Consider the following 24,771-nt stretch of genomic DNA (forward strand, 5'->3'; position numbering starts at 1 on the left):
TCGCCGTTGATCAGCTTGAGCGCGGCGCGGTCGGTGTCGAGCAGCGCGACCGCCGAGCGGTCGGCGGCCAGGGCGGTGCGGCCGACGTCGATGATCACCTGCGCCACCTGCTCGACCGTGAGCGCTTCCGCCAGCATGGCCGTGGCGCCCTGCAACCGCGCGGTACGCAGTGTGGCGGCGCCGAGCTGGTCGGTCAGTTTGCCGCGCATCTCCTCGGCCTCGCGTTGTCGGGTGACGTCGGTGTTGACGCCAACCCACTCCACCAGTCGTCCGTGGCGGATGATCGGCACGGCGCGCACCTCGAAGTGGCGGTAACCGCTGGCCCTGGTCCGCACCCGGCAGTTCCACTCGAAGATGTTGTGCTCACGCCGGGCTTCTCGCCAGGCGTTCTCGGTTCGTTGGCGCTCCTCGGGATGCACGACGCCCAGCCAGGTGCTGGTCAGGTATTCCTCCAGGCCCTGGCCGGTGATGGCACGCCACTGCGGGGCGTCCTCGATGGCGACGCCGGCGGGCGAGGTGATCCACACCACCTGCGACTGCGCGGCTGCCATGTAAGCAGTCGCGCTCCGCCAGCTGACCTGATCGTCCACGATGTCGGCGGCGGACCCGCCCTCATCTGGCTGCTGGGTCTCCAACTGACTGAGAAGAGCTTCCATCTCCTGAACCCGCTCTTCGGCTTTGAGGGCTCTGCCGCGGGCGAGTGCCAGTTGCTCGGTCAGGCGAGCGATTTCTTCGAGGTATTGAGCACGGTCGTGGTCCCACGCGACCCGAAGCCGATCAGTCTCGGCGAGCACAGCCTCGAGGGCGTGAGTGCGCTCATTCAGCTGTCGTTCCAGGTTGTGGGCGTAACGTTCCGCCTCCTTCCAGCGCGTGACCGCGATGTCCAACTCATCTGTCGCCTTCCTGAGGCGGTACTCGTGTGGATGCGCCACCTGGAGAGCGGCCAGTTGGAGGTTGGTCAAGTGTTCGCGGACTTCCTCTGTCACTGATTCACCCGAGGCTGTACGCAGAGCCAGGATCTTGTCGAGAAACCATCGGTCAGTGGGGACGCGCTTACCGCTGAGGTACCGGGAAACGGTGCCCTTGTCGATCGGATGAAGCCGGGAGAACAGGCAGATCGAAATGCCCAACGCGGCGAACTGCGCACGCAGTTCTGTTACCCAGGCCATCGTCTGTGGACTGAGGCCGGGGCTCAATGGAGCTAACGCAACCGGACGGCGGGAAATCTCGCTCATCTGTCCATCATCCGGGTTCGGTCACGTCCTTCCCGTCAGTTGCGCCTTCCCGGGCGTTGCCAACTGTCTGCAACCCCTTGCCGGTGGTGTTGCAGTGTGGCGCAACGCCCGAGGACTCTGGCTTTCTTGGGCTCAGGGAGTCGCTTTCCGGCTCCGCTATGGCCTGGCGCGACATCAACGCAAGGAGTCCATGTGCACTGCCCCGTTCGTTCGACCTCTCTGGTGCTCACTGTTCAGAGCGGCCGATGAATCCTGATCGTGTTGTCTTGATAACGGTGGCGACCGCGGCAGTCACCAGTATCGCCGCGGCTCTCATGATCGCGGACGGTTCCACGTGGCCGTCAGCCCTGTTGTACGGGCTCGCCGCCGGCGGAGCCACGCTGTGGGGACTGCTCAGCTGGTTCGGCGGCCACCAACCCTGAAACGAACGAAGGCCGCGTGGTTGATGGCCTCACAGCACCCGTAAGCGGCAGGCGCAGGGGCGCGTGGGAGAGGTCAGCGGGTGGGCAGCGTCCATCTGCCGCCTTCGCAGGCGGGTGGGCCGAAAGTGAAACGGCGTCCGCCGGCCGTGTCGGCCACGAGCACGTCTTCGGCTCCCATACGGAGGCAACCGCCTGACACGACCGGGATCCGGGCCGACTTGTCGCCGACCAGATGATCTTTTTCACGATTCTCCAGCATGTGCACAGCCCCTGCAGGGTCGTCGTGGGGCCCGCCGGGGCCTTCGGTGGGTTACCGGTGTCGCCGGCCTCGATCCTGGCCGACCAAAGCTCGTCGTCCTCGGGCGGCACGGCCACCCGCACCGCGTCGGGGTCGGCGAACCGGGCAGCTCACCCTCCCGCAGGGTGAGCCCGGCCGCCGTCAGCTTCGCCGCGTCGTACGGCAGGCTGATTGTGACGTCCGTCTCGAACTCGAACGGCGTCGGCGTGAATCGGTAGCCGGCCCGCGGCGCGTCGGTGACGTTGTCCATCCCGGCGCCCAGCACCGGCAGTTGCTCCGGGATGAGCGGTGTGATGCCGATCTCGGCCGGCTCGTCCAGCGCCGCACTGCCGATGTCCAGCCGGGCCTCGTCATGGGTGATCGTCTCGGCGCTCTCGCCGTCGGCGGTGGTCGTGAAGGGCTTCCGCACGGCCGCCTGAGGGCCGGCGGAGGGAACCGAGGGCTGCTTTCGGAGACCTTGCGCCGGGCCCGGCGCGCCGGGGCGCATTCCGGGGCGACGGTCTCCGCGGCCGTGGGCTGGGGAGGCGTCGACGCCAGTCCGGGCACCAACACGGCTAACTCTGTGATCACGCATAAGGCGCGCGAACGCATATTGATCACCATCACCACTCCAAGCTCAGGGCAGTGGGGCGGGGGAGGGGTAAGGGGGAAAGGAACGAGGGATGCGGGCGCGGTGAATAAAGGCGGCATGAGGTGATCGGTGCTGTGCACCATCGATAACACCCACGCTCGCCCGCTGTCCAGCCACGAATTTCTCCACGCTTCGTCGCTCAGCGCTATCGGAAGGCTGCCATCAGCCGGATCGCCGGGGCGACTCGCGGCACGCCGTGAGGATTGGCCCCATCTGGCCGCGGCTCGAACAAGACACTGAGGCCGAGCCGCTTCAGCGGAGTCCGGTAGGCATCCAGCGGTTCCAGCGATGACCAGCTTGGCGGCCCGGCCGGGCACCCTCGTCGAGGCCTTCGGCCTTGGCCGGCCAGGGGTGGAGGTTTTGACTCTTTTTGGTGCTACTTATTGACATTCCGCCGAAAATGGCGCGTACTTCGATCGATGATCGGTCTAACTACCCCTCAGCATCAACCAATCCCGACGCGACCGGTTTAGGCCTGAACCGACGTCGCGCGCGAGCGCACTGTTTCGAGCACCCCCAAGTCACCCTCACGCAAGCGCACCGATTGGGGAACCATGACCGAGGTAGGCAGAGGCATGGCGAAAAGCCTGCTCTCCCGGCGTGCCTTCACCACGTCCGCGGCGGCTGCCGCGCTGGCGCCACTGGTCACAGCGAATCCGAGCGCGACGTCGGCAACAGCCGGCACGTCCGTGGGCGCGGTCCGTCGCATCACCCTGTACGCCGAGCGGCTGGCGGACGGCCAGTTGGGCTACGGCCTGGAGCCCGGGAAGGCGACGATCCCCGGGCCGCTCATCGAGATGGTCGAAGGCGACACGCTGGAGATCGAGATGGTCAACAACGCGGACGTGACGGCGAGCCTGCACGTCCACGGGGTGGACTACGACATAGCCAGCGACGGTACGCGGCTGAACGACGGCGTGGTCGAGCCCGGCGGCCGGCGTACCTACATCTGGCGCACCCACCCGCAGGGCAAGCGTGGCGGCGGCGCCGGCATCGAGCCGGGCAGCGCGGGCTACTGGCACTATCACGACCACGTGGTGGGGACCCCGCACGGCACGATCGGCATCCGGCAGGGGCTCTACGGCCCGCTGGTGGTCCGGCGGAAGAAGGACGTCAGGCCGGACAAGACGTTCACCGTCGTCTTCAACGACATGATGATCAACAACCGCCCCGCGCACGCCGCGCCGGAGTTCGTGGCCAAGGTCGGCGAGCGGGTGGAGTGGATCGTGATCACCCACGGCGAGTTCTACCACACGTTCCACATCCACGGGCACCGCTGGGCCGACAACCGCACCGGCATGCTGGAGAGTCCCGAGGACCCGAGCCGGATCATCGACACCAAGATCACCGGACCCGCCGAGTCGTTCGGCTTCCAGCTGATCGCGGGGGAGCGGGTCGGCCCAGGGGCGTGGATGTACCACTGCCACGTCCAGAGCCATTCCGACATGGGGATGGCCGGCATCTTCAAGGTGACGGACGCGGACGGGAACGTGCCAGGTCATCCGGGCGATCACCACGCCGGCGGTGCCCACACGGGCCACTGACGGCCGCGCCCGGCCCTGAGCGCCGAATCGTCCGGATTCGGGCGCCCCATGCCGTACGGCCCCACGCGGACGCCCCGAACTCATCCCGCACATGGTCCCGCATCACTCTCATTCCCAAGGAGCAATGATGGGTCGAACAGGTCATTTATCGTCCCGACCGCCCGTCTGGCGGCGCGTGCTGACAACGCTGTCGGTCGCCGTCCTGGTGCTCGGGCTGGCGCCTCCGGCCGTTCAGGCGCAGGTCCAAGCACAGGCCCCCGCCCCGGCCGCCAAGAAGGCCGCCGTCAACGTGCTGGTCTTCAGCGGTCAGGCCGCGCAGCAGGACGACCCGGTACGGGCGGCCGCGACGGCGATCAGGGAACTGAGCAAGAAGAACGGGTTCACCGTCGAGGAGGCCCAGGATCCCGCGGTCTTCACCGCCGACAACCTGGCGCGCTTCCGCGGCGTGGTGTTCCTGTCCGCCAAGGGCGTGAACCTGGACGACGCGCAGCTCGCCGCGTTCCAGGCGTTCATCAGGGGCGGCGGCGGGTTCGTCGGCATCCGTGACGCCGCCCGCGCGCAGGTGGACTCGGCCTGGTTCACCGAGCTGATCGGCACCCGTCCCGTCGGCGCCCTGCCCATCGCGGAGAAGGTGACGGAGAGCGCGGCGAGCGCGGAGAACCCGCCGAACGAGACCAAGGACAAGGTGTTCGACGGGGACAACGACACCAAGTGGCTGGCCAGGACGCCGACCGCGTGGGTGCAGGGCAAGCTGGACAAGCCCGTCGCGGTGGCGCACTACGCGCTGACGTCGGCCAACGACTTCACCGGCCGGGACCCGAAGGACTGGACCCTCCAGGGCTCGCAGAACGGGACGACCTGGACGGATCTCGACAGGCGCACCGGGCAGACCTTCGCCCAGCGGTTCCAGACCAAGGAGTACGAGTTCGAGAACACCACGGCGTACCAGTACTACCGGCTCGACGTCACCGCGAACGGCGGCGAGCCGCTGACCCAGCTCGCCGAGCTGCGGCTGTTCGGGCCCGACTCCGCGCCTCCTCCCGCGCCGAAGGAGCAGAAGGCCGTCGTCGACATCGTCGACCGTCAGCACCCGGCGAACGAGGGCCTGCCGCTCACCCTGTCGCGGACCGACAAGTGGCTGAGCTGGGACCCAAACCCGGTGGGCAAGGTGCACACGATCGCGCAGGTCGAGGAGTGGACCTACAACCCGAAGATGGACGGCAACGGCGCGTTCCACCCGGTCTCCTGGTGCCGTGACTACGACGGCGGCCGCTCCTTCTACACCGGCATGGGCGGAACCACGGCGAGCTACGGCGACAAGCAGTTCCGCACGCACCTCACCGGCGCCATCCGGTGGGCGACCGGCATCGTCAGGGGCGACTGCCAGGCGACCATCGCGGCCAACTACACCGTGGAACGGCTGACCACGCCGAACACGCAGGGCCAGCTCGACCAGATCGGCGAGCCGCACGGCCTGACCATCGCGCCGAACGGCAAGGTGTTCTACATCGGCAAGGCGGCCTGCGCCACCGGCCCGATCCCCGACTGGAACGACCCGAAGGTGGGCCTCGGCTGCGGCACCATCCACCAGTGGGACCCGCGGACCAAGCAGGCCAAGCTGCTGGCCACGCTGCCCGTCATGGGCAACCGCGGCAGCGGCGACGAGCTGATCAAGAACGAGGAGGGCCTGGTCGGCATCACGCTCGACCCGGACTTCGCGGAGAACGGCTGGATCTACGCGTACTGGATGCCGCACGAGTCCATCGACCGGGACAGGCGGATCGGCAAGCGTACGGTCTCCCGGTTCAACTACGAGTCGCGCACCCAGACGATCGACCTGAGCAGCCGCAAGGACCTGCTGCAGTGGGACACCCAGATCCACAGCTGCTGCCACGCGGGCGGAGGGATGACCTTCGACGAGGACGGCAACCTGTACATCGGCTCCGGTGACAGCAACTCCTCCGGCGGATCCGGCGGTTACTCCGGCAACAACTGGACCCAGGACTACAAGGGCACCTCGTTCCAGGACGCCCGCCGTACCGCCGGAAACACCAACGACCTCAACGGCAAGATCCTGCGCATCCACCCGGAGCCCGACGGCACCTACACGATCCCCGAGGGCAACCTGTTCACCGGCAAGGAGGAGGGCGGCGGCAAGACCCGCGCGGAGATCTGGGTGATGGGCGTGCGCAACATCGCGCGGCTGCAGTGGGACAAGGAGAACGACTGGATCACGGCCGGCTGGGTCGGTCCTGACGCCTTCGGCCCGAGCGAGACGTGGGGACCGGCGAAGTACGAGACCCTCACGGTGCTGACCTCGGCCGGCAACCAGGGCTGGCCGTACTGCATGGGCAACAAGCAGCCCTACCGCGACCGCAGCAACAACGACGCCACCCAGCCCGCCGCGTGGTACGACTGCGACAACCTGAAGAACACCTCGCCGCGCAACACCGGCCTCGTCGACATCCCGCCGGCGCGGGCCAACATGATCTGGTACTCGCCGCAGGGCGGTGGCCCGGTCTACCCGAAGCGGACGGACGGCAGCGGTCTCCCGACGTACAAGCAGGGCGAGGAGACCTTCACCATGCCCTACCTCAAGGGCGGCAACCAGGCGGTCATGACGGGCCCGACCTACCACCGCTCGCAGACCGACACCGGCAGCGGGGTCGCGTGGCCGGAGTACTGGGACAACAAGTGGTTCATCGGTGACGAGGGCAACAGCAACAACCGCATCGCCGTGACCGTGAACCCGGAGACCGCCAGGGACGCGGGCCGGCCGGCGTTCGCCGAGGACCTGCGCGGCATCATCCCCGGCGGCGTCGGCGCCAACCAGCTGCAGTCGTGGATGGACGCGAAGTTCGGTCCCGACGGCGCGCTCTACCTGCTCGACTACGGCAACGGCTTCTTCAGCCTGCACGCCAACCAGAAGCTGATCCGCATCACCTACAAGGGTGGCCCGGCGACGCCGGACCCGGCCGCCGGCATGGCGCGTCCCGCCCGGCAGAACGCCGACCCCAGGACGATGACGTTCTCCAGCGCCCAGGCCGGCGGCGTGGCGTGGGAGTGGAACTTCGGCGACGGCAGCGAGCCGTCGACCCAGGCCGCCCCGACGCACACCTACGCCGGGTTCGGCACCTACCAGGCGACGCTGAAGGTCACCTACGCCGACGGCGAGCAGGCCACCGGGAAGATTCCGGTCACGGTCGGCTGCGCCGCGCCCGACGCCCGGCCGACGGTGCAGCTGCTCGACGCCTTCACCGGCGTACGCAACAAGGCGGTCGCCGGCGGCTGCACGATCAACGACCTGATCGACGACGAGCGCGTCTGGAAGAACCACAACCAGTTCGTCAAGCACATCAAGGCCGTGGTGGACCAGCTCCTCGCGGACGGCGTCATCACCGCCCAGGAGGCGGAGGCGCTGCGCACCGCCGGCGCCAGGTCCGAGGTCGGGAAGGTGAACGGGTACCAGCCGATCTTCGACGGCACGGCGGCGTCGCTGCTGGGCTGGAGCCAGGCCCCGTCCGGGCAGTTCACCCTCCAGCCGGACGGCACGATCCGCGGCTCGGGCGGTCTGGGCATGTTGTGGTACTCCGACCAGGCGTACGCGGACTTCTCGGTACGGCTGCAGTTCCGTGACAGCGCGCCCGACCCGGCCCGCGCCAACAGCGGCGTCTTCGTCCGGTTCCCCGACCCGAGGACCCCGCTGGAGCAGCGTCCCGCCGGAAGCTGCGGCACGGTCGGCTCGGCGCGCACGTCAGCGGCGTGGGTCGCGATCTTCTGCGGCCACGAGATCCAGATCTACGACGGCGACACGGGCGAGCCGCAGAAGACGGGCTCCGTCTACAACTTCTCGCCCAACGACCTGAACCGGGCCGGGGCGACGCCGAAGGGCCGGTGGAACGACTACGAGGTCCGGGTGGTCGGCCAGCACTACACGATCATCCGCAACGGCACGGTGATCAGCGAGTTCGACAACACGCCGGGCAAGGCGTCGTCCCGCGCCGGTGACCCGCCCACGGACCTGCGCCAGTTCATCAGCGGGTTCATCGGGCTGCAGAACCACAGCAACACCGACGTGATCGACTTCCGCAACATCCGCGTACGCGAACTCTAGGACGGTACGCCGGCCGGGTGCCGGGCGGGGGAGCAGTCCCCGCGCCCGGCACTCCACCCCAGCTCGGAAAGGTGCATCGACCCATGCGTGTCCGATCTCTGCCCTCTCTCGTGATCAGGTCCTTACGCCGGGCGGCCGGAGCGGTGACGGCGCCGCGCCTGGCCGTGGTGCTGCTCGCCGTGGCGCTTCCCGCGCTCTTCCTGCCGTCGATCCAGGCCGCCGCGAAACCCGGTACGCAGCTCACCGCCACGCAACCCACCGGCACGAAGGCGGCGGACCAGGAGCTCACCTGGACCGCCGACGACAGCATGATCGCCTACAAGTCGGCGCCGGAATCGGCGACGGCCGGCCCCGCCACCATCGTCTTCGAGAACAGCACGGCCACCGGCAACACCACCGGCATGACGCACACGCTGACGTTCGACACCTCCACCCCCGGCTACAACCACGACGTCAGCCTCAACATCATCGCCAGCCCCTTCGACGCCGACGGCGGCCGGCACGTCGCCCAGGTGAACCTCACCCCCGGCAAGTACCGCTACTCCTGCGTGATCCCCGGTCACGGCCAGATGGTCGGCGAACTCGTCGTCACCGAGGGCGGCGGCGAGGACACCACCGCGCCGCAGGTCTCCGCGCAGGTGACGGGCGACCAGGACGAGAACGGCGGCTACGTGGGCGCGGCGACGGTCACGATCTCGGCGAGCGACACCGAGTCCGGGGTGGACACCGTCGAGTACGCCCTTGACGGCGGGCCGTACGCGGCCTACTCGGCCCCGGTGTCGGTCAACGTGCCCGGCGCGCACACGGTGACCTTCCGGGCCACCGACAAGGCGGGCAACACCTCGGCGGTGGGCTCGGTGGCGTTCACGGTGGTGGCTCCGCAGGAGGAGGACACCACTCCGCCGCAGGTCTCGGCGGTGCTGTCGGGCCGGCAGGACTCGTCGGGCACCTACCTCGGCTCGGCGACGGTGACGCTCACGGCGAGCGACGCCGGCTCCGGCGTGGACACCGTGGAGTACTCGCTGGACGGCCAGCCGTTCGCCGTGTACACGCAACCGCTGCCGGTCGCCCAGCCCGGCGCGCACTCGCTGTCGTACCGGGCCACCGACAAGGCGGGCAACACCTCGCTGGTGGGCTCGGTGGCGTTCACGGTGGTGGCTCCGCAGGAGGAGGACACCACTCCGCCGCAGGTCTCGGCGGTGCTGTCGGGCCGGCAGGACTCGGCGGGCAACTACGTCGGCTCGGCGACCGTGCTGCTCTCGGTGAGCGACACCCAGTCGGGGGTCGCCACACTGGAGTACTCGCTCGACGGCGAGGCCTACACCGAGTATCCGTCCCCCGTCTCGGTCACCCGGGCGGGCGCGCACACCTTCTCCTACCGGGCCACCGACAAGGCCGGCAACACCTCGCCGGTGGCGACGCTGCGGTTCACCGTGGTGTCTCCCGAGGACGACACCACGCTGCCGCAGGTGTCGGCCGCGATCACCGGCACCCAGGACTGGGCCTGGAACTACGTCGGCGCGGCGACGGTGAAACTGACGGCGAGCGACGTCGGCTCCGGGCTGGACACCGTGGAGTACTCGCTGGACGGCCAGCCGTTCGCCGCGTACACACAACCGCTGCGGGTCGACCAGCCCGGCGCGCACACCCTGTCGTACCGGGCCACCGACAAGGCCGGGAACATGGCGGTGGGCACGGCCACCTTCATGATCGTGGAACCCGGCGGCGCGTAAACGCCTCGCGGGGCGGCCATCGTCCGACCAGGCGGCGCGGTTCGACGCTGCCGAGCTTGGTCGGCGATGGCTGCCCCAGGGCAGAAGCACGCTGCCTGGCTGTGCGACCTCTGAACAGGACCGCCGGTGCGAAGGGGTAGTGGGTGCCCGCGCTGAAGTGGTACGAACCATAGCTTGGCGGCACGGTAAGACCCTGATCTGGATGTCCGGACTTACCGCAGCCCCTCGCCATCCGCCTCCGCCTAGTGGACAACACGGACGGCGAGCCTCGCCGCCTCTGGGACACGCAGCCGGGTGTACAGGGCGAGGGCTTCCTTCCACCGGAACAGCGCTTCGGCTCCTCGGCTGGTGGCTTGGCACGAGTCGCCAACTCCCTGGAGAGCGCATGCCTGTTCGTAAGGCGTGTCGATCTGCTGCGCGATGCTCAATGCGGCGTGGAACGATTTCTCGGCGTCCTCATACTTTCCGGCGGCTACGAGGGTCTCACCCAGACCGATGAGCGCGGTCGCTTCCAAGCCGCGGTCGCTTGTCTCGATGGCGATGCCAAGGGCCTGCCGGTGGCAGCTCAGGGACACCTCAAGCCGTCGCAGCGCCTTGCACGTCCTCCCGAGGTTGTACAACGCCAGCGCCTCGTCAGGCGGATCGCCGATTTTCCGGGCGATGACGAGGGCTCGTTCATGATGGGTGAGAGCCGGGCGGTGGCGGCCGAAGGTATGCAGGATGACCCCGATGTCGCCCAGCGCGACCCCCTCACCGACGCGGTCGTGGGTCGACCGCGCGAGGGCCAGTGCCTGCCGCTGACAGCTCGTGGCCTGGCGACGGTCTCCGATGCGCAAGAAGGCATTCCCCATGTTGTTGAGGCAGACGCCTTTCCGCTGGTCGTCCCCGACTTCTTCGAAGACGAGCAGAGCATCGTGATGACGAGCGAGAGCCTGGTCGTACTCTCCCTTTCGATAGGCGATATTCCCAAGATTGTCGAGGGCGATCCCTTCGCCGACCCGGTCGCCGAGCCGACCGTGGACGATCAGGGCCTGTTGATAGTAGGTGGTGGCCGTCGGATAGTTGCCCATGGCTTCGGCTGCCACACCCAGATTGTTCAGGGCGTTGCCCTCTCGCTCCACGTCCCCGATTTCCTTGAAAATGGCCAGCGCCGACGTGAAATAGGCGGAGGCGTCCCTATGGCGGCCGAGTTGCCAGTAGGTGAGGCCGAGATTGCCCAATGCTCGCCCCTCCGCGACCTGGTCATGATGGTTGCGCGCCGCCTGCAAGGCGTGTGTGTGCACGGCGAGGGCGTCTGAACGATGTGCCCCTACGCTCAGGTAGTACCACATCACCGTCGACAACTGTCCCGCCAGCCGGGGCCAGCCGTGGCGGGCGGCGTACGCGGTCATCGCCACGAGATTGGCACGTTCAGCGTCGAACCATTCACGAGACTGCTGGGCATTCGCCAGTGAAACCACTTGGCGCTCTGTCGCCTTGATATCCAGAAGTAGCCGCTGCGGTTCGCTCGGAAGCAGCTTGTCGGTGGCGTCGAGTGCCATGGACAGGTAGTGGTCCAGCAGACGCTGCAGGGCCTGTCGCCGCTCCGGTTCGGGGTCCTCCGCCGCACGTTCGCGGGCGTATGAACGCAGCAGGTCGTGCATCGTGATGCGGTGCGGCTGCGTTCTCTGGATCATATGGGCGCCGGCTAAAGCTCTGATGAGCGAGGCGGTTTGTCGTGGACCGTTCCCGAGAAGAGCGCTGACGGCGGCATGGCTGATGTCGTGGCCGGGGTTCAGGCCGAGCAGCTTGAAGAGTCTGGCAGCGTCCGGCGGCAGATAGCGATACGACCACGAGAAGACCGTCCGTACCGCGAGCAGAGAGGAGTCCTCGGCCTCCAGCGCGTCGAGACGGATGCCGGCCTGCTCGTCCGTGAGTTCGGTGAGTTCGATGAGCAAGTCGTCCAAGGAGTCGTCGATACGGGTCAAGGCGAGTGCTGCCATGATGCGCAGTGCGAGGGGAAGGCAGGCGCATAGCTGCGCCAAGGCCGCCGCGGTGTTGGGGGCCGCATCGATGCGTGGACCAACGATCGCGCGAAGGAGCTTGACCGCGTCCTCAAGTGGAAGGACGTCCAGATCGATCCGCCGAGCGCCGTGCAGGGCTCTCAGCCCGACCAGGGAGTCACGACTGGTCACGAGCACCAGACAGGAGGCCGTGCCGGGGAGGAGAAGACGAACCTGCTCCGTCGAGTGTGCATTGTCGAGGATCAGGAGCATCCGCCGGTCGGCGAGCAAGGACCGGTAACGGGCGGCGCGCTCGGCGACGTCGTCCGGTATTTCATCGCTGGGAACGCCCAAGCTGCGTAAGAAACCGCCCAGCACGTCTCCGGGTCGTACCGGCTGGCCATCGGCGTATCCGTGGAGGTCCACGTAAAGACAGCCGTCCGCGAAATGCCGCCTGGCCCGGTGTCCCCAATGAATCGCGAGAGCAGTCTTGCCGACCCCTGCCGTGCCGGAGACTGCGGAGATCAATACTGCTGCCGGCCGGTCATCAGTGCGCTGGAGAAGTGCGTCGAGTTGGCCGAGCTCGTCCGCTCGGCCGGTGAATCCGAATACATCCCCTGGTAACTCGTGCGGTGTGGGCGGAGGCGCCGGGGGCGCGGCGAAGTAATTGTTCTGTACGCCGCCTTGTTGCGCGTTGACGTTATTTCCGGCGTTAGCCTGCCTAAATGTTTGCCGACGCCCCAAGCCGTCCTGAGCCGACTCTCGATCGCCGACGACGCCAGAAGCCTCGCCGTCGTCGGCCTCGTTGTCATTCGTCATGCGGTCCGCCCGTGTCGGCTCGCCTGCCCGACGGCGGCGGCTCCGGACGAACATCGGGAGTTCCGGATGTGGAACGTTCCAGTTCTGTAGGAGCGAAACGATGAATGTTCTGCACCCCGGTCTGCACGGCGTAAACCGTCCCCTGGTCGTAGGCGACGTTGGTCTGTATGGTCGCCGCCTGCGCCGGAGGCAGCTGACCCCGGATCTGCTCCACTAGTGTCCGAAGTTCGTCGGCGATCTCCGGTTGCTCCTGCAGCAGATCCCCGATCCGGGTCCTCCAGGAGGGAAGCAACTTCTGACGGATGGCCTCATGGGCTTGCGGAGGGCTCGCCTCGACGGCCGCTGCGGACTGGTCGAGCCGTTCTAGGGTGATCTCCTCCTGCCGTGCGTCGCCCTGGCCGAACAGGCGGGCGAAACGCGCTCGAGCCATGGACCAAGCGTCGTTGGCCATCGCTCCCAGCAGTGCCGCGCACGCAGCCTCGATCAAGGCGTCCAACGTTCCTCACCTCATCCGTATATCGTCATAATAGAGGCATAGGCAGTGTATTGCGCGCTATCCGGGGTGGAACTCGATTCCTTTGAGATGTCGAGATTCTGTTCCCATTTGGGTTGATATATCCAGATTTGATGAACGGAATGCCATTGGGTCGGAAATTAGTAGAGGCGCTATGTGAGTGCCGATACAAAAGTTAAGAGATGTCCACTTCGGACCGTCACATGGCGAGCGCCAACGTCGACCGTGCGCCTGTCGATGACTACTTGGATGTAGGTCATGTGGCGTGCTCGAAGACAGCCAGGATGTACTGGTGTCGCCCGTTCTTCGTTTCAACGCGTCACGGTGCTGAGCAGGCCGGGGATTGGCCAGGCGACATAGCAGGAACTTGACCTGGTGTGCACCTTGTCGTCACAGCCGCGGGGGTAGGTCGCCTGTCATTCAGCTTCCTCGGTGGTGAGGGGCGGACAAGAGACGTCGGGGGGGACGGCGGGTACGCCGGCGACGAGGCGATGAGCGACGGCAAGGAAGGCGACACACAGCAGGACACGGGCAGATCGGTTCGCCCGCCGTCGGTGGCCGATCTGGTGATCGTGCTGGGCACGCTCGTCGTTCTGATCGGTGGGTCGCTGGCGTTGTTCGGCCTGACCGCCCTCGACGGGCCGATCCAGGTGGCGCTGGTGTTGTGCGCGATGGTCGCGATGCTGGTGGTGCTGAAGAACGGCAACCGGTGGGAGGAGGTCGAGGCCAGCGGGCAGCGCGCGCTGTCGTCGATCACCAGCGCGGTCTTCATCCTGCTGGCGGTGGGCGCGCTGATCGGCACCTGGAACATGTCCGGGACGATCCCGACCCTGGTGTACTACGGGATCCAGCTGCTGTCGCCGGGCTGGTACTACGCCGCCGCCGCGCTGCTCTGCGGCATCGTGGCGATGTCGATCGGCAGCTCGTGGACCACGGCCGCGACGATCGGCGTCGGGCTGGTGGGCATCGCGACCATGCTGGGGGTGTCGGCGCCGATCACCGCAGGAGCGGTGATCTCGGGCGCCTACCTGGGGGACAAACTGTCCCCGTTGTCGGAGACCACGGTGCTGACCGCGCAGATGGTCCGGGTCAACGTCTACGAGCACATCAAGCGGCAGGCGTGGACGTCGATCCCGGCGTTCGTGATCGCGTTCGTGCTGTTCCTGCTGATCGGCTGGTTCTGGGGGCCGGCCGCGACCGACCTGGGCGACACCGGCAGCGAGCTGACCGCTCTGGGGGACCTCTACTGGATCACCCCGCTGAACCTGCTGCCGCTGCTGTTGCTGGTCGTCCTGTCGGCGCGCAAGGTGCCGGCCACGCTGGCGCTGATCGCGGCGGCGATCTTCGCCGGGATCGTGGGGATCATCACCCAGCCCGCGGTGATCCGCGCGTTCGTCGGTGAGCCGGCGCTGAACCCGGTCGTGGCCGGGATCAAGGCGACCTGGCGGGCGATGGCGAACGGGTACGAGAAGACCTCCGGCCTGGCGGACGTGGACCGGCTGCTGTCGCGCGGCGGGATGGACAGCATGCTGCCGACGCTGTGGCTGATCATCGGCGCGGTCACGTTCGGCACACTGCTGGAGGAGTTCGGCCTGCTCAACCGGCTGATCGAGCCGATGGTGCGGGCGGCCAAGGGCACCGGCCGGCTGTTCGTGGCGGTGTTCGCCAGCGCGTTCGGGCTCAACATCGTGGCCGGTGACCAGTACATCGCGCTGGTGCTGCCGGCGCGGGTGTTCCGGGTCGAGTTCACGAAGCGTGGCCTGGCTCCGACGAACCTGTCGCGGCTGACTGCCGACAGTGGCACGGTCACCTCACCGCTGGTGCCGTGGAACTCCTGCGGCGCGTTCATGGGTGCGGTGCTGGGCGTGCCGACGCTGGCCTACCTGCCGTTCTGCTTCTTCAACATCGCCAGCCCGCTGCTCAGCGTCGTGTACGGGTTCACCGGTTTCAAGGTCGAACACGGGTCCCCGGAGGGCGGGCGCGAGGAGAGGAAGCCGCAGAGTGGATGAGACCGTAACGAGGACGGAGACCACGCGCGGCGTGTCGCTGCCGGTCCTGACCGCAATGGTGGTCGGGTCCATGGTCGGCGCCGGCGTGTTCTCGCTGCCGCGGAACTTCGCCCAGGCGACCGGCGTGCTGGGCGCGGTCGTCGCCTGGGTGATCGCCGGGGTGGGCATGCTCATGCTGGCCTTCGTGTTCCAGACACTGGCGGTGCGCAAGCCCGACCTCAACGCCGGTGTGTACGCCTACGCCAAGGAGGGCTTCGGCCAGTACCCCGGCTTCTTCTCCGCCTTCGGCTACTGGGCCAGTGCGTGCGTCGGCAACGTCACCTACTGGGTGCTGATCAAGTCCACGATCGGACTGGTGGTTCCGGTCTTCGGTGAAGGCGCGACGATCGTGGCGGTGGTGGTCTCCACGGCCGGGGTGTGGGCCTTCCACTTCATGATCCTGCGCGGCGTACGGGAGGCGGCCCGGATCAACCAGATCGTCACGGTCGCGAAACTGCTGCCGATCCTGCTGTTCGTCGTGATCGTGGCGGTCGCGCTGCGCGCGGACGTCTTCGGCGCGAACCTGCTGGGCGATCCCGGGAGCTCCGCCGGGTCGCTGTTCGGCCAGGTCCGGGCGACGATGCTGGTGACCGTGTTCGTGTTCCTGGGCGTGGAGGGGGCGAGCGTCTACTCGCGCTACGCCCGCGAGCGCGCCGACGTCGGCCGGGCCACCGTGCTGGGCTTCCTGGCCGTGCTGGCGCTGTTCGCCTCGGTGAGCATCCTGTCCTACGGCGTGCTGCCCAAGGGCGAGATGTCCGGGCTGCGCCAGCCGTCCATGGGCGGTGTGCTGGAGTCCGTGGTCGGCGCCTGGGGCGCGGGGCTGATCGGGGTCGGGCTGATCGTGTCGGTGCTGGGCGCGTACCTGGCCTGGACGCTGATGGCGGCCGAGGTGCTGTTCGTGGCCGCCAAGGACGCCGACATGCCGGCCTTTCTCGCCCGCGAGAACCAGCGGAGCACCCCGGTCGCGGCCCTGGTGATGACCAGCGCCCTCATCACCGCCGTGCTGTTCATCACCCTGTTCTCCGACGACGCCTTCACCTTCACCCTGGAGCTGACCAGCGCGTTGTCGCTGATCCCGTACCTGCTGGCGGCCGGGTACGCGCTACGCCTGGCGCTCAGTGGCGAGACCTACGACCGCACGCCGGCCGGCCGGGGCAAGGACCTGACGATCGCGGCGCTGGCCACCTTCTACACCGCCTTCCTCATCGTCGCGGCCGGGCTGAAGTTCCTGCTGCTGTCGTGCATCGTCTACGCCCCCGGCACCATCCTGTTCGTCCTGACCCGCAGGGAACGCGGCCTGCGTCCCTTCTCCCGGGCCGAACTGGTCCTGTTCATCATCGTCACCGCCGGAGCCGTTCTCGGCGTCACCGCCCTGATCACCGGCCGCATCACGATCTAGAGCCGCCCGCGGCACAGCAAGGAAGGATCAGCGCCCATGACCGATCAGCTCTACGGGGTGCACTCCGAGGTGGGTACCCTGCGCAAGGTCATCGTCCACCGGCCGGACCTGAGCCTGCGCCGGCTCACCCCGTCCAACAACGACGAGCTGCTGTTCGACGACATCCTGTGGGTGGAGCAGGCGCAGGCCGAGCACGACGCCTTCGTGCAGGTGATGCGCGAACGCGGAGTCGAGGTCTACCACCACCACGAGCTGCTCGCCCAGGCGCTGGACGCGAGCTTCGAGGCCAAGCAGCACGCCGTCGAGCACGCCGTCACCCACCTCACCGTCGGCCCGGCGCTCGTGGACAGCGTGCGCGAGACCCTGGCCGGATGGCCGGGGGACAGGCTGGCCAGGCACCTCGTCGGCGGCCTGACCAAGGAGGAGTTCGGCGTGGCGGAGCTGGACGGCCACTCGCTGGTGGCCGCCTCCTGCCACCCGCGCGAGTTCATCCTGCCCGCGCTGCCGAACTCGCTCTACCAGCGCGATCCCGCGGCCTGGCTGTACGGCGGCGTGTCGCTCAACCCGATGTACTTCCACGTCCGGCTGCTGGAGACGATGAACCAGTCAACCATCTACCACCACCACCCCATGTTCGCCGGCGAGGACTTCGCCTACTGGTACCCCTACGCGGGCGAGGACGACCGCTTCGACGAGGAGTCCTTCGGCAACGCCGCCATGGAGGGCGGCGACATGATGCCCATCGGCAACGCCACGGTGGCGATCGGGATCAGCGAGCGCACCAACCCGCGCACCATCGAGCACCTGGCCCTGTCGCTGTTCGCCGCGGGGGCCGCCGAGCGGGTCATCGCCATCGAGGTGCCCAAGGCCCGCTCCTACATGCACCTCGACACCGTCTTCACCTTCCTGGACGCCGACAAGGCCAGCGCCTACCCGCCGTTCATGGAGGCCGCGATGGCCTACAGCCTGCGACCTGGCGACAAGAGCGGCACCCTGGACGTGCACCGCGAGGCGGGCCTGCTGCCGGCCCTGCAGGACGCGCTGCGCATCCCGCGCCTGGACATCGTGCCCACCGGCGGCGACGACTACCAGCAGGCCCGCGAGCAGTGGGACTCGGGCAACAACTTCTTCGCCCTGGCCCCTGGCGTGGTCGTCGGCTACCACAAGAACCAGTTCACCAACCGCAAGCTGCGCGAGCACGGCGTGGAGGTCATCGAGATCGAGGGTTTCGAGCTCGGCAAGGGCCGCGGCGGCACGCACTGCATGACGTGTCCCATCCAGCGGGACCCGGTCTGAACGCCGCGACCTGACGATCGCCGCCACCCGCCCCAAAAGCCCCACAGGACCGAATAGGCTCTTGCGGTAAGTCTGCCGGGGCGAGCGTTAAGGGGACCGGGTGAGCAAGTCGTTCGTGCATCTGCACGTGCACACCGAGTACAGCATGCTGGACGGAGCGGCCAAGCTGAAGCCGCTGTTCAAGGAGGCCGAGCGGCTGGAGATGCCGGCGATCGCGATGAGCGATCACGGCAACATGTTCGGTGCGTACGAGTTCCAGAAGGTCGCCGCGGGATCCCCGGTCAAGCCGATCATCGGGATCGAGGCGTACGTGGCGCCGCACAGCCGGTTCGTGAAGAAGCCGGTGTTCTGGGGGCAGCGCGCGGAGACCGGGGTGGCGGACGGCGAGGGCGGCAAGGACGTCTCCGGCGGCGGCCGGTTCACCCACATGACGATGTGGGCCAAGGACGCGGACGGGCTGCGGAACCTGTTCCGGCTGTCGTCGCTCGCCTCGTTCGAGGGCTACTACTCCAAGCCCCGCATGGACCAGGACCTGATCTCGCAGCACGCCTCCGGGATCATCGCCACGACCGGTTGCCCCTCCGGCGCGGTGCAGACCAGGATCCGGCTCGGCCAGTACGACGAGGCCGTCCGGGTGGCCGGCGAATACCAGGAGATCTTCGGCAAGGAGAACTACTTCCTGGAGCTGATGGACCACGGCATCAACATCGAGCGTGAGGTGCGCGAGGACCTGCTCCGGCTGGCCAGGCAGCTGAACATCCCGCTGCTCGCCACCAACGACTCCCACTACGTGACCGAGGACCAGGCCGACGCGCACGACAGCCTCCTGTGCGTCGGCGTGGGCAAGAACAAGGACGACCCCAACCGGTTCCGGTTCAACGGGTCCGGCTACTACCTCAAGTCCGCCGACGACATGTACCGCCTGTTCCCCGAACTGGCCGAGGCGTGCGACAACACCCTGCTCGTCGCCGAGATGATCGGCGACTACGGCGACGTGTTCAAGCAGGTGGACCGGATGCCGGACTTCCCCGACGTGCCCGAGGGGGAGACGCAGGAGTCGTGGCTGCGCAAGGAGGTGGAGCAGGGCCTCGTCATGCGGTACGGCGACCCCGTGCCCGCCGAGGTGCTGGAGCGGTACGAGACCGAGATGAAGGTCATCGGCCCGATGGGGTTCTCCTCCTACTTCCTCGTGGTCGCCGATATCTGCAAGTACGCCCGCGACAACGGCATCCCGGTCGGGCCGGGACGAGGATCGGCCACCGGCAGCATCGTGGCGTACGCCACCCGCATCACCGAGCTCGACCCGCTGGAGCACGGCCTGCTGTTCGAGCGGTTCCTCAACCCCGAGCGGATCAACCCGCCCGACGTCGACCTCGACTTCGACGACCGCCAGCGCGACCGCATGGTGGCCTACGTCACCGAGAAGTACGGCAGCGAGTTCACCGCGCAGGTCAACACGTTCGGCACCATCAAGGCCAAGGCCGCCGTCAAGGACGCCAGCCGGATCCTCGGCTACCCGTTCGCGATGGGCGACAAGATCACCAAGGCGATGCCGCCGGACGTCATGGGCAAGGGCGTCCCGCTCGCGGACATGTTCAACGAGGACCACCCGCGCTACAACGAGGGCACCGAACTGCGCGCCCTGTACGAGAACGACCCCGACGTGCGCAAGGTCATCGACACCGGCCGCGGCATCGAGGGGCTGATCCGCGGCACCGGCGTGCACGCCGCCGCCGTCATCCTGTCCTCCACCCCGCTGCTCGACCTGATCCCCATGCACAAACGGGACAAGGACGGCGTCGTCATCACCGGGTTCGACTACCCGTCGTGTGAGGACATGGGCCTGGTCAAGATGGACTTCCTGGGCCTGCGCAACCTGGGCATCATCGACCACGCCATCAAGATCATCAAGCAGAACCGGGGTGTCGAGCTGGACACCCTGACGATGCCGCTCGACGACACCAAGACCTACCAGCTGCTGGCCCGCGGCGACACGCTCGGCGTGTTCCAGCTCGACGGCGGCCCCATGCGGCAGCTCCTGAAGCTGATGGAGCCGACCCGGTTCGAGGACATCGCCGCCGTGCTCGCCCTCTACCGGCCGGGCCCGATGGCGGCCAACGCGCACACCAACTACGCCCACCGCAAGAACGCCCGCCAGGACATCGAGCCGATCCATCCGGAGCTCAAGGAGGCGCTGGAGCCGATCCTCGGGCCGACCTTCCATCTGCTCGTCTACCAGGAGCAGATCATGGCCGTGGCCCGTGAGCTGGCCGGCTACTCGCTCGGCGGCGCCGACCTGCTGCGCCGCGCCATGGGTAAGAAGAAGCCCGAGATCCTGGCCAAGGAGTTCGCCAACTTCCAGGCCGGCATGCGCGGCAACGGCTACAGCGACGAGGCCATCCAGGCGCTGTGGGACGTCATGCTGCCCTTCTCCGGGTACGCCTTCAACAAGTCCCACACCGCCGGCTACGGCCTCGTCGCCTACTGGACCGCCTACCTCAAGGCCAACTACCCCGCCGAGTACATGGCCGCCCTGCTCACCTCCGTCGGCGACGACAAGGACAAGGCGGCCGTCTACCTGGCCGAGTGCCGCAAGATGGGCATCCAGGTGCTCCCGCCGGACGTCAACGACTCCCAGCTCGACTTCGTCGCGGTCGGCGACACGCAGGTCCGGTTCGGCATGGGCGCGGTCCGCAACGTCGGTGAGAACGTCGTGGACGGGATCGTCAAGGCCCGCCTGGAGAAGGGGCGCTTCACCGACTTCAACGACTTCCTCGCCAAGGTGCCGCTCACGGCCTGCAACAAGCGCGTCATCGAGTCGCTGATCAAGGCGGGCGCGTACGACTCCATGGCGCACCCGCGCAAGGGCCTGCTGATGATCCACGAGCAGGCGGTCGAGTCCGTCATCGACATCAAGAAGAACGAGGCGCACGGCCAGGACTCCCTGTTCGGCGGCATGGACGACGCGGACGACGACGCGGCGTTCACGATCGCCATCCCCGACACGGAGTGGGACAAGAAGACCAAGCTCGACTTCGAGCGGGAGATGCTCGGCCTGTACGTGTCGGACCACCCGCTGGCCGGCACCGAACGGCTGCTCGCCCGCAACCGGGACACCACGATCGTCGACCTGCTCGACTCAGGGCGCGACGACCGCGGCGACGTCCGCGTGGCCGGACTGGTCACGAAGGTGGACCGGCGGGTGAACAAGGCGGGCAACACCTGGGCCATCCTCACGGTCGAGGACATGGACGCCGCCGTCGAATGCCTGTTCTTCCCCCGCAGTTACGAGCTGTACGGGCCGGAACTGCGGCCGGACATCGTGGTGTCGGTCGCCGGCCAGATCAACAACCGCGACGGCGCCATCAGCATCTTCGCGAACGAGATGGCCATCATCGACGTGTCCGGGGTCAACGAGTCCGGCGCGCCGATCACCCTGCTCCTGCGTGAGGAACGCATCACGCCGACCCTGCTGGACGAGCTGCGGCAGGTCCTGAAGATGCACCAGGGCCAGGTGCCGCTCCAGGTCAACCTGCGGCGGCCGGCCGGCAAGGTCATGGTGATGGCGCTGCCGGAGTGGCCGGTCAACGCCGAGCCGAGTTTCGCCGCCGACATCAAGGCGCTGCTCGGCCCGGAGGCGCTGTCGCTGTGAGCCGGCGGATCGAGCTCTGCCGCCAGGGCGCGTACGCCACTGGAAAATCGCTGTAACCGGCGTTCAAGCGGCTTTGAACCGTGTTTGCAGAAGCCCGGCGCAGGCTTCGCAGCATGAAACAGCACACCGCGTTCTTATCCCGCACTCTCCGTTCGATGCTGGCGGTTCCCGTCGTCGCCCTGGGCGTGGTCGCGCTCTCCGCGACGCAGGCGTCGGCGGTGTCCCGCCCGGCCATCGTGGCCGCGGCCCAGGACCAGCTCGGCAACTCCGCGCGCAATCACGAATCGCCGATGGGCAGCGGCTGCAACTACTACACCGGCTACTTCCGTACGTGGAAGCCCGCCGGCGGCTGCCCGTCGAGTGACGGCGTCCAGTGGCGCGACAGCGACTGGTGCGCCGACTTCGTCAAATACGTCTGGCAGCGGGCCCGCGTTCCGCACGCCAACGTGCCCGAGACCGGCGGCGGCATCCTCACGGGATGGGCGGCGTCGTTCAAGGACTACGGCGTCAAGTACGGAACGTGGCACACCCGCGGCAGCGGCTACACGCCCCAGCCCGGTGACTCCGTCGTCTTCGACTGGGACCAGAGCGGCGACATCGACCACGTCGGCATCGTGAGCTCGGCGAACGGGAGCACCGTCTACACGATCGAGGGCAACAGCGGCGACCGGATCAAGGCCAACTCCTACAGCCGCTCCAACATCGACATCGTCGGCTACAGCGCTCCCGTCGGAGGAACCTCCGAGGAGCCGAGGGACGGCAACAGCGTGACGGGTGACCCGTACGCCGACCTGCTCACCGTGGACAGCGCCGGGAAGCTGATGCTGTACAGCAACAACTTCGTCCGGGACAACGGTCAGCCGTACACCGGCAGCGAGCCCCGGGAAGTCGGTCACGGGTGGGGCGGTTTCGCCCGGACCATGCCCGCCGATGTCACCGGGGACGGGTTCACGGACCTGCTCGCGGTGAATTCGGCCGGCAAGCTCATGTTGTACAGCAACAACATCGTCCGCGACAACGGTCAGCCGTACGCGGGCAGCGAGCCTCGGGAAGTCGGCCATGGCTGGGGCGGCTTCTCGAACGTCATTCCCGCCGACGTCACCGGCGACGGATTCACGGACCTGCTCACCGTGGACACCGCCGGAAAGCTGATGCTCTACAGCAACAACTTCGTCCGGGACAACGGTCAGCCGTTCACCGGGAGTGAGCCGCGCGAGGTCGGTCACGGGTGGGGCGGTTTCTCGAAGGTCATTCCCGCCGATGTCACCGGCGACGGGTTCACGGATCTGCTGGCGCTGGATTCCGCCGGGAAGCTGATGCTCTACAGCAACAACTTCGTCCGCGACGACGGCCAGCCGTACACCGGCAGTGCGCCGCGCGAGGTCGGTCACGGGTGGGGCGGTTTCTCGAAGGTCGTTCCCGCCGATGTCACCGGCGACGGGTTCACGGATCTGCTGGCGCTGGATTCCGCCGGGAAGCTGATGCTCTACAGCAACAATTTCGTCCGCGACGACGGCCAGCCGTTCACCGGCAGCGAGCCGCGCGAGGTCGGCCACGGCTGGGGCGGCTTCGCCCAGATCCTGGCCTGACGTCATCCCCGCCCGTGCCGGCCCAGGCGGCCGGCACGGGGCCCCTTCCTCATCACTCATGGAGTAGAAATGCGGCCTGCCCTCATCCGATCCCTGACCGGCTTGCTTCTGTCCCTGTGCCTCTCGGGACCCATCGCCCTGATGTCCTCGGCTCCCGCGCACGCCGCGGACACCGTGCCCTGCGACAAGAACGGAACCACCGCGGCCGACGCCAACATGGCGACGCGGCTGAACCGGGAATTACCCGGTGACCTGCGCGGCTCGATGACGGCTTACCGGGTGTCCTGCGCCCGCGTCATCATCGCCACCGTCAAGAGCCGGGGCCTGCCGGTCCGGGCCGCGCAGATCGCCATCACCACCACCATCGTCGAATCCACCATCCGCAACCTGACCTATGGCGCCGACGACAGCGTCGGCCTTTTCCAGCAGCGCCCCTCGCAGGGCTGGGGAACGGTCGACCAGATCCTGAACCCGGTCTACGCGACGAACAAGTTCCTCAGCAAGATGCTCAGGTTCGACTGGCGCAACGATCCCATCGGCAAGGTCTGCCAGCAGGTGCAGGTCTCCGCCTATCCCAACAGGTACACGGAAGAGACGCCGGACGGTGTGGCCATCGCGAACGCGGTGTGGTCCATGTCGGAACCCGCCGAACTGCCCGGCAACAGTGTGACGGGTGACCCGTACGCCGACCTGCTCACCGTGGATTCGGCCGGGAAGCTGATGCTGTACAGCAACAACTTCGTCCGGGACGACGGTCAGCCGTACACGGGTAGCGAGCCTCGGGAAGTGGGTCACGGGTGGGGCGGTTTCGCCCGGACCATGCCCGCCGATGTCACCGGTGACGGGTTCACGGATGTGCTCGTGGTGAATTCGGCCGGGAAGCTGATGCTGTACAGCAACAACTTCGTCCGCGACAACGGTCAGCCGTACGCGGGCAGCGAGCCTCGGGAAGTCGGTCACGGGTGGGGCGGTTTCTCGAACGTCATTCCCGCCGACGTCACCGGCGACGGATTCACGGACCTGCTCACCGTGGATTCCGCCGGGAAGCTGATGCTGTACAGCAACAACTTCGTCCGGGACAACGGCCAGCCGTTCACCGGCAGCGAGCCTCGGGAAGTGGGTCACGGCTGGGGCGGTTTCGCTCGGATCATTCCTGCGGATGTGACTGGTGACGGGTTCACGGATCTGCTCACCGTGGATTCCGCCGGGAAGCTGATGCTCTACAGCAACAACTTCGTCCGCGACAACGGCCAGCCGTTCACCGGCAGTGCGCCGCGCGAGGTCGGCCATGGCTGGGGCGGTTTCTCGAAGGTCGTTCCCGCTGACGTCACCGGGGACGGGTTCACGGATGTGCTCGTGGTGGATTCGGCCGGAAAGCTGATGCTGTACAGCAACAACTTCGTCCGCGACAACGGCCAGCCGTACACCGGCAGCGAGCCCCGCGAGGTCGGGCACGGCTGGGGCGGCTTCGCGCAGATCCTCGCCTGACCGCCAC

The 24,771-nt window shown here is 67.6% G+C and carries 14 protein-coding genes; 10 read left to right on the forward strand and 4 right to left on the reverse strand.

Annotated features, from left to right (window positions below; all coding sequences use genetic code 11):
- Positions 1-1,235: PAS domain-containing protein (locus tag B0I32_RS60705; protein ID WP_245956701.1), on the reverse strand; the 1,235-nt coding region annotated here is incomplete at its 3' end.
- 495 nt (positions 1,236-1,730) lie between these two features.
- Positions 1,731-1,916, reverse strand: a complete 186-nt coding sequence (locus B0I32_RS57180; protein WP_146178690.1) for a hypothetical protein — start codon at positions 1,914-1,916, stop codon at positions 1,731-1,733.
- Positions 1,917-2,248: 332 nt separating this feature from the next.
- Here B0I32_RS57180 and B0I32_RS61285 point away from each other — a divergent pair, with 332 nt between their 5' ends.
- The 4 genes from B0I32_RS61285 (at position 2,249) to B0I32_RS53555 (ending at position 9,977) form a co-directional block, all read left to right on the forward strand.
- The gene (locus B0I32_RS61285) at positions 2,249-2,374 is read left to right on the forward strand and encodes a hypothetical protein (protein WP_281262689.1); all 126 of its coding nucleotides are present in this window, start codon (positions 2,249-2,251) and stop codon (positions 2,372-2,374) included.
- Positions 2,375-3,161: 787 nt separating this feature from the next.
- The gene (locus B0I32_RS53545) at positions 3,162-4,130 is read left to right on the forward strand and encodes a multicopper oxidase domain-containing protein (RefSeq protein ID WP_219912500.1); all 969 of its coding nucleotides are present in this window, start codon (positions 3,162-3,164) and stop codon (positions 4,128-4,130) included.
- Between the two features lie 175 nt (positions 4,131-4,305).
- The gene (locus B0I32_RS53550) at positions 4,306-8,244 is read left to right on the forward strand and encodes a ThuA domain-containing protein (RefSeq protein WP_219912501.1); all 3,939 of its coding nucleotides are present in this window, start codon (positions 4,306-4,308) and stop codon (positions 8,242-8,244) included.
- An 83-nt stretch (positions 8,245-8,327) separates the two neighbouring features.
- Complete coding sequence (locus B0I32_RS53555; protein ID WP_146178691.1) at positions 8,328-9,977, forward strand: OmpL47-type beta-barrel domain-containing protein; 1,650 nt, start codon at positions 8,328-8,330, stop codon at positions 9,975-9,977.
- A gap of 242 nt (positions 9,978-10,219) precedes the next feature.
- Here B0I32_RS53555 and B0I32_RS53560 read toward each other — a convergent pair whose 3' ends face one another.
- Together B0I32_RS53560 and B0I32_RS53565 are read right to left on the reverse strand one after the other, a co-directional pair.
- Positions 10,220-12,778 (reverse strand): ATP-binding protein, encoded by a 2,559-nt coding sequence (locus B0I32_RS53560; protein WP_181308805.1) that lies wholly within the window; start codon positions 12,776-12,778, stop codon positions 10,220-10,222.
- Positions 12,768-13,274, reverse strand: a complete 507-nt coding sequence (locus tag B0I32_RS53565) for a hypothetical protein (protein WP_106252994.1) — start codon at positions 13,272-13,274, stop codon at positions 12,768-12,770. The genes B0I32_RS53560 and B0I32_RS53565 overlap by 11 nt, the downstream gene beginning before the upstream one ends.
- A gap of 509 nt (positions 13,275-13,783) precedes the next feature.
- Between B0I32_RS53565 and nhaC the strand changes: the two genes are divergently transcribed.
- The 6 genes from nhaC (at position 13,784) to B0I32_RS53595 (ending at position 24,764) form a co-directional block, all read left to right on the forward strand.
- Positions 13,784-15,301 carry a Na+/H+ antiporter NhaC gene (nhaC, locus tag B0I32_RS53570; RefSeq protein ID WP_106252995.1) on the forward strand — a complete coding sequence of 506 codons (1,518 nt, stop codon included), beginning with the start codon at positions 13,784-13,786 and terminating at the stop codon, positions 15,299-15,301.
- Positions 15,294-16,739, forward strand: coding sequence for a basic amino acid/polyamine antiporter (locus tag B0I32_RS53575; protein WP_106252997.1), 1,446 nt, complete (start codon positions 15,294-15,296; stop codon positions 16,737-16,739). The genes nhaC and B0I32_RS53575 overlap by 8 nt, the downstream gene beginning before the upstream one ends.
- A gap of 36 nt (positions 16,740-16,775) precedes the next feature.
- Positions 16,776-18,035: an arginine deiminase gene (locus B0I32_RS53580; protein WP_106252998.1), complete on the forward strand. Its 1,260-nt coding sequence runs from the start codon at positions 16,776-16,778 to the stop codon at positions 18,033-18,035.
- Positions 18,036-18,135: 100 nt separating this feature from the next.
- Entirely contained in the window at positions 18,136-21,687 is a 3,552-nt protein-coding gene (gene dnaE / locus B0I32_RS53585) for a DNA polymerase III subunit alpha (protein ID WP_106253000.1), read from the forward strand.
- Between the two features lie 113 nt (positions 21,688-21,800).
- Positions 21,801-23,276 (forward strand): FG-GAP-like repeat-containing protein, encoded by a 1,476-nt coding sequence (locus tag B0I32_RS53590; protein ID WP_106253001.1) that lies wholly within the window; start codon positions 21,801-21,803, stop codon positions 23,274-23,276.
- Positions 23,277-23,345: 69 nt separating this feature from the next.
- A complete protein-coding gene (locus B0I32_RS53595) occupies positions 23,346-24,764 on the forward strand; it encodes an FG-GAP repeat domain-containing protein (RefSeq protein WP_106253003.1) in 1,419 nt (472 codons plus the stop codon).
- The last annotated feature ends 7 nt before the right edge of the window (positions 24,765-24,771 follow it).

Origin of the sequence: Nonomuraea fuscirosea, assembly GCF_003001935.1 — a bacterium.
In the GTDB taxonomy this organism is placed as follows: domain Bacteria; phylum Actinomycetota; class Actinomycetes; order Streptosporangiales; family Streptosporangiaceae; genus Nonomuraea; species Nonomuraea fuscirosea.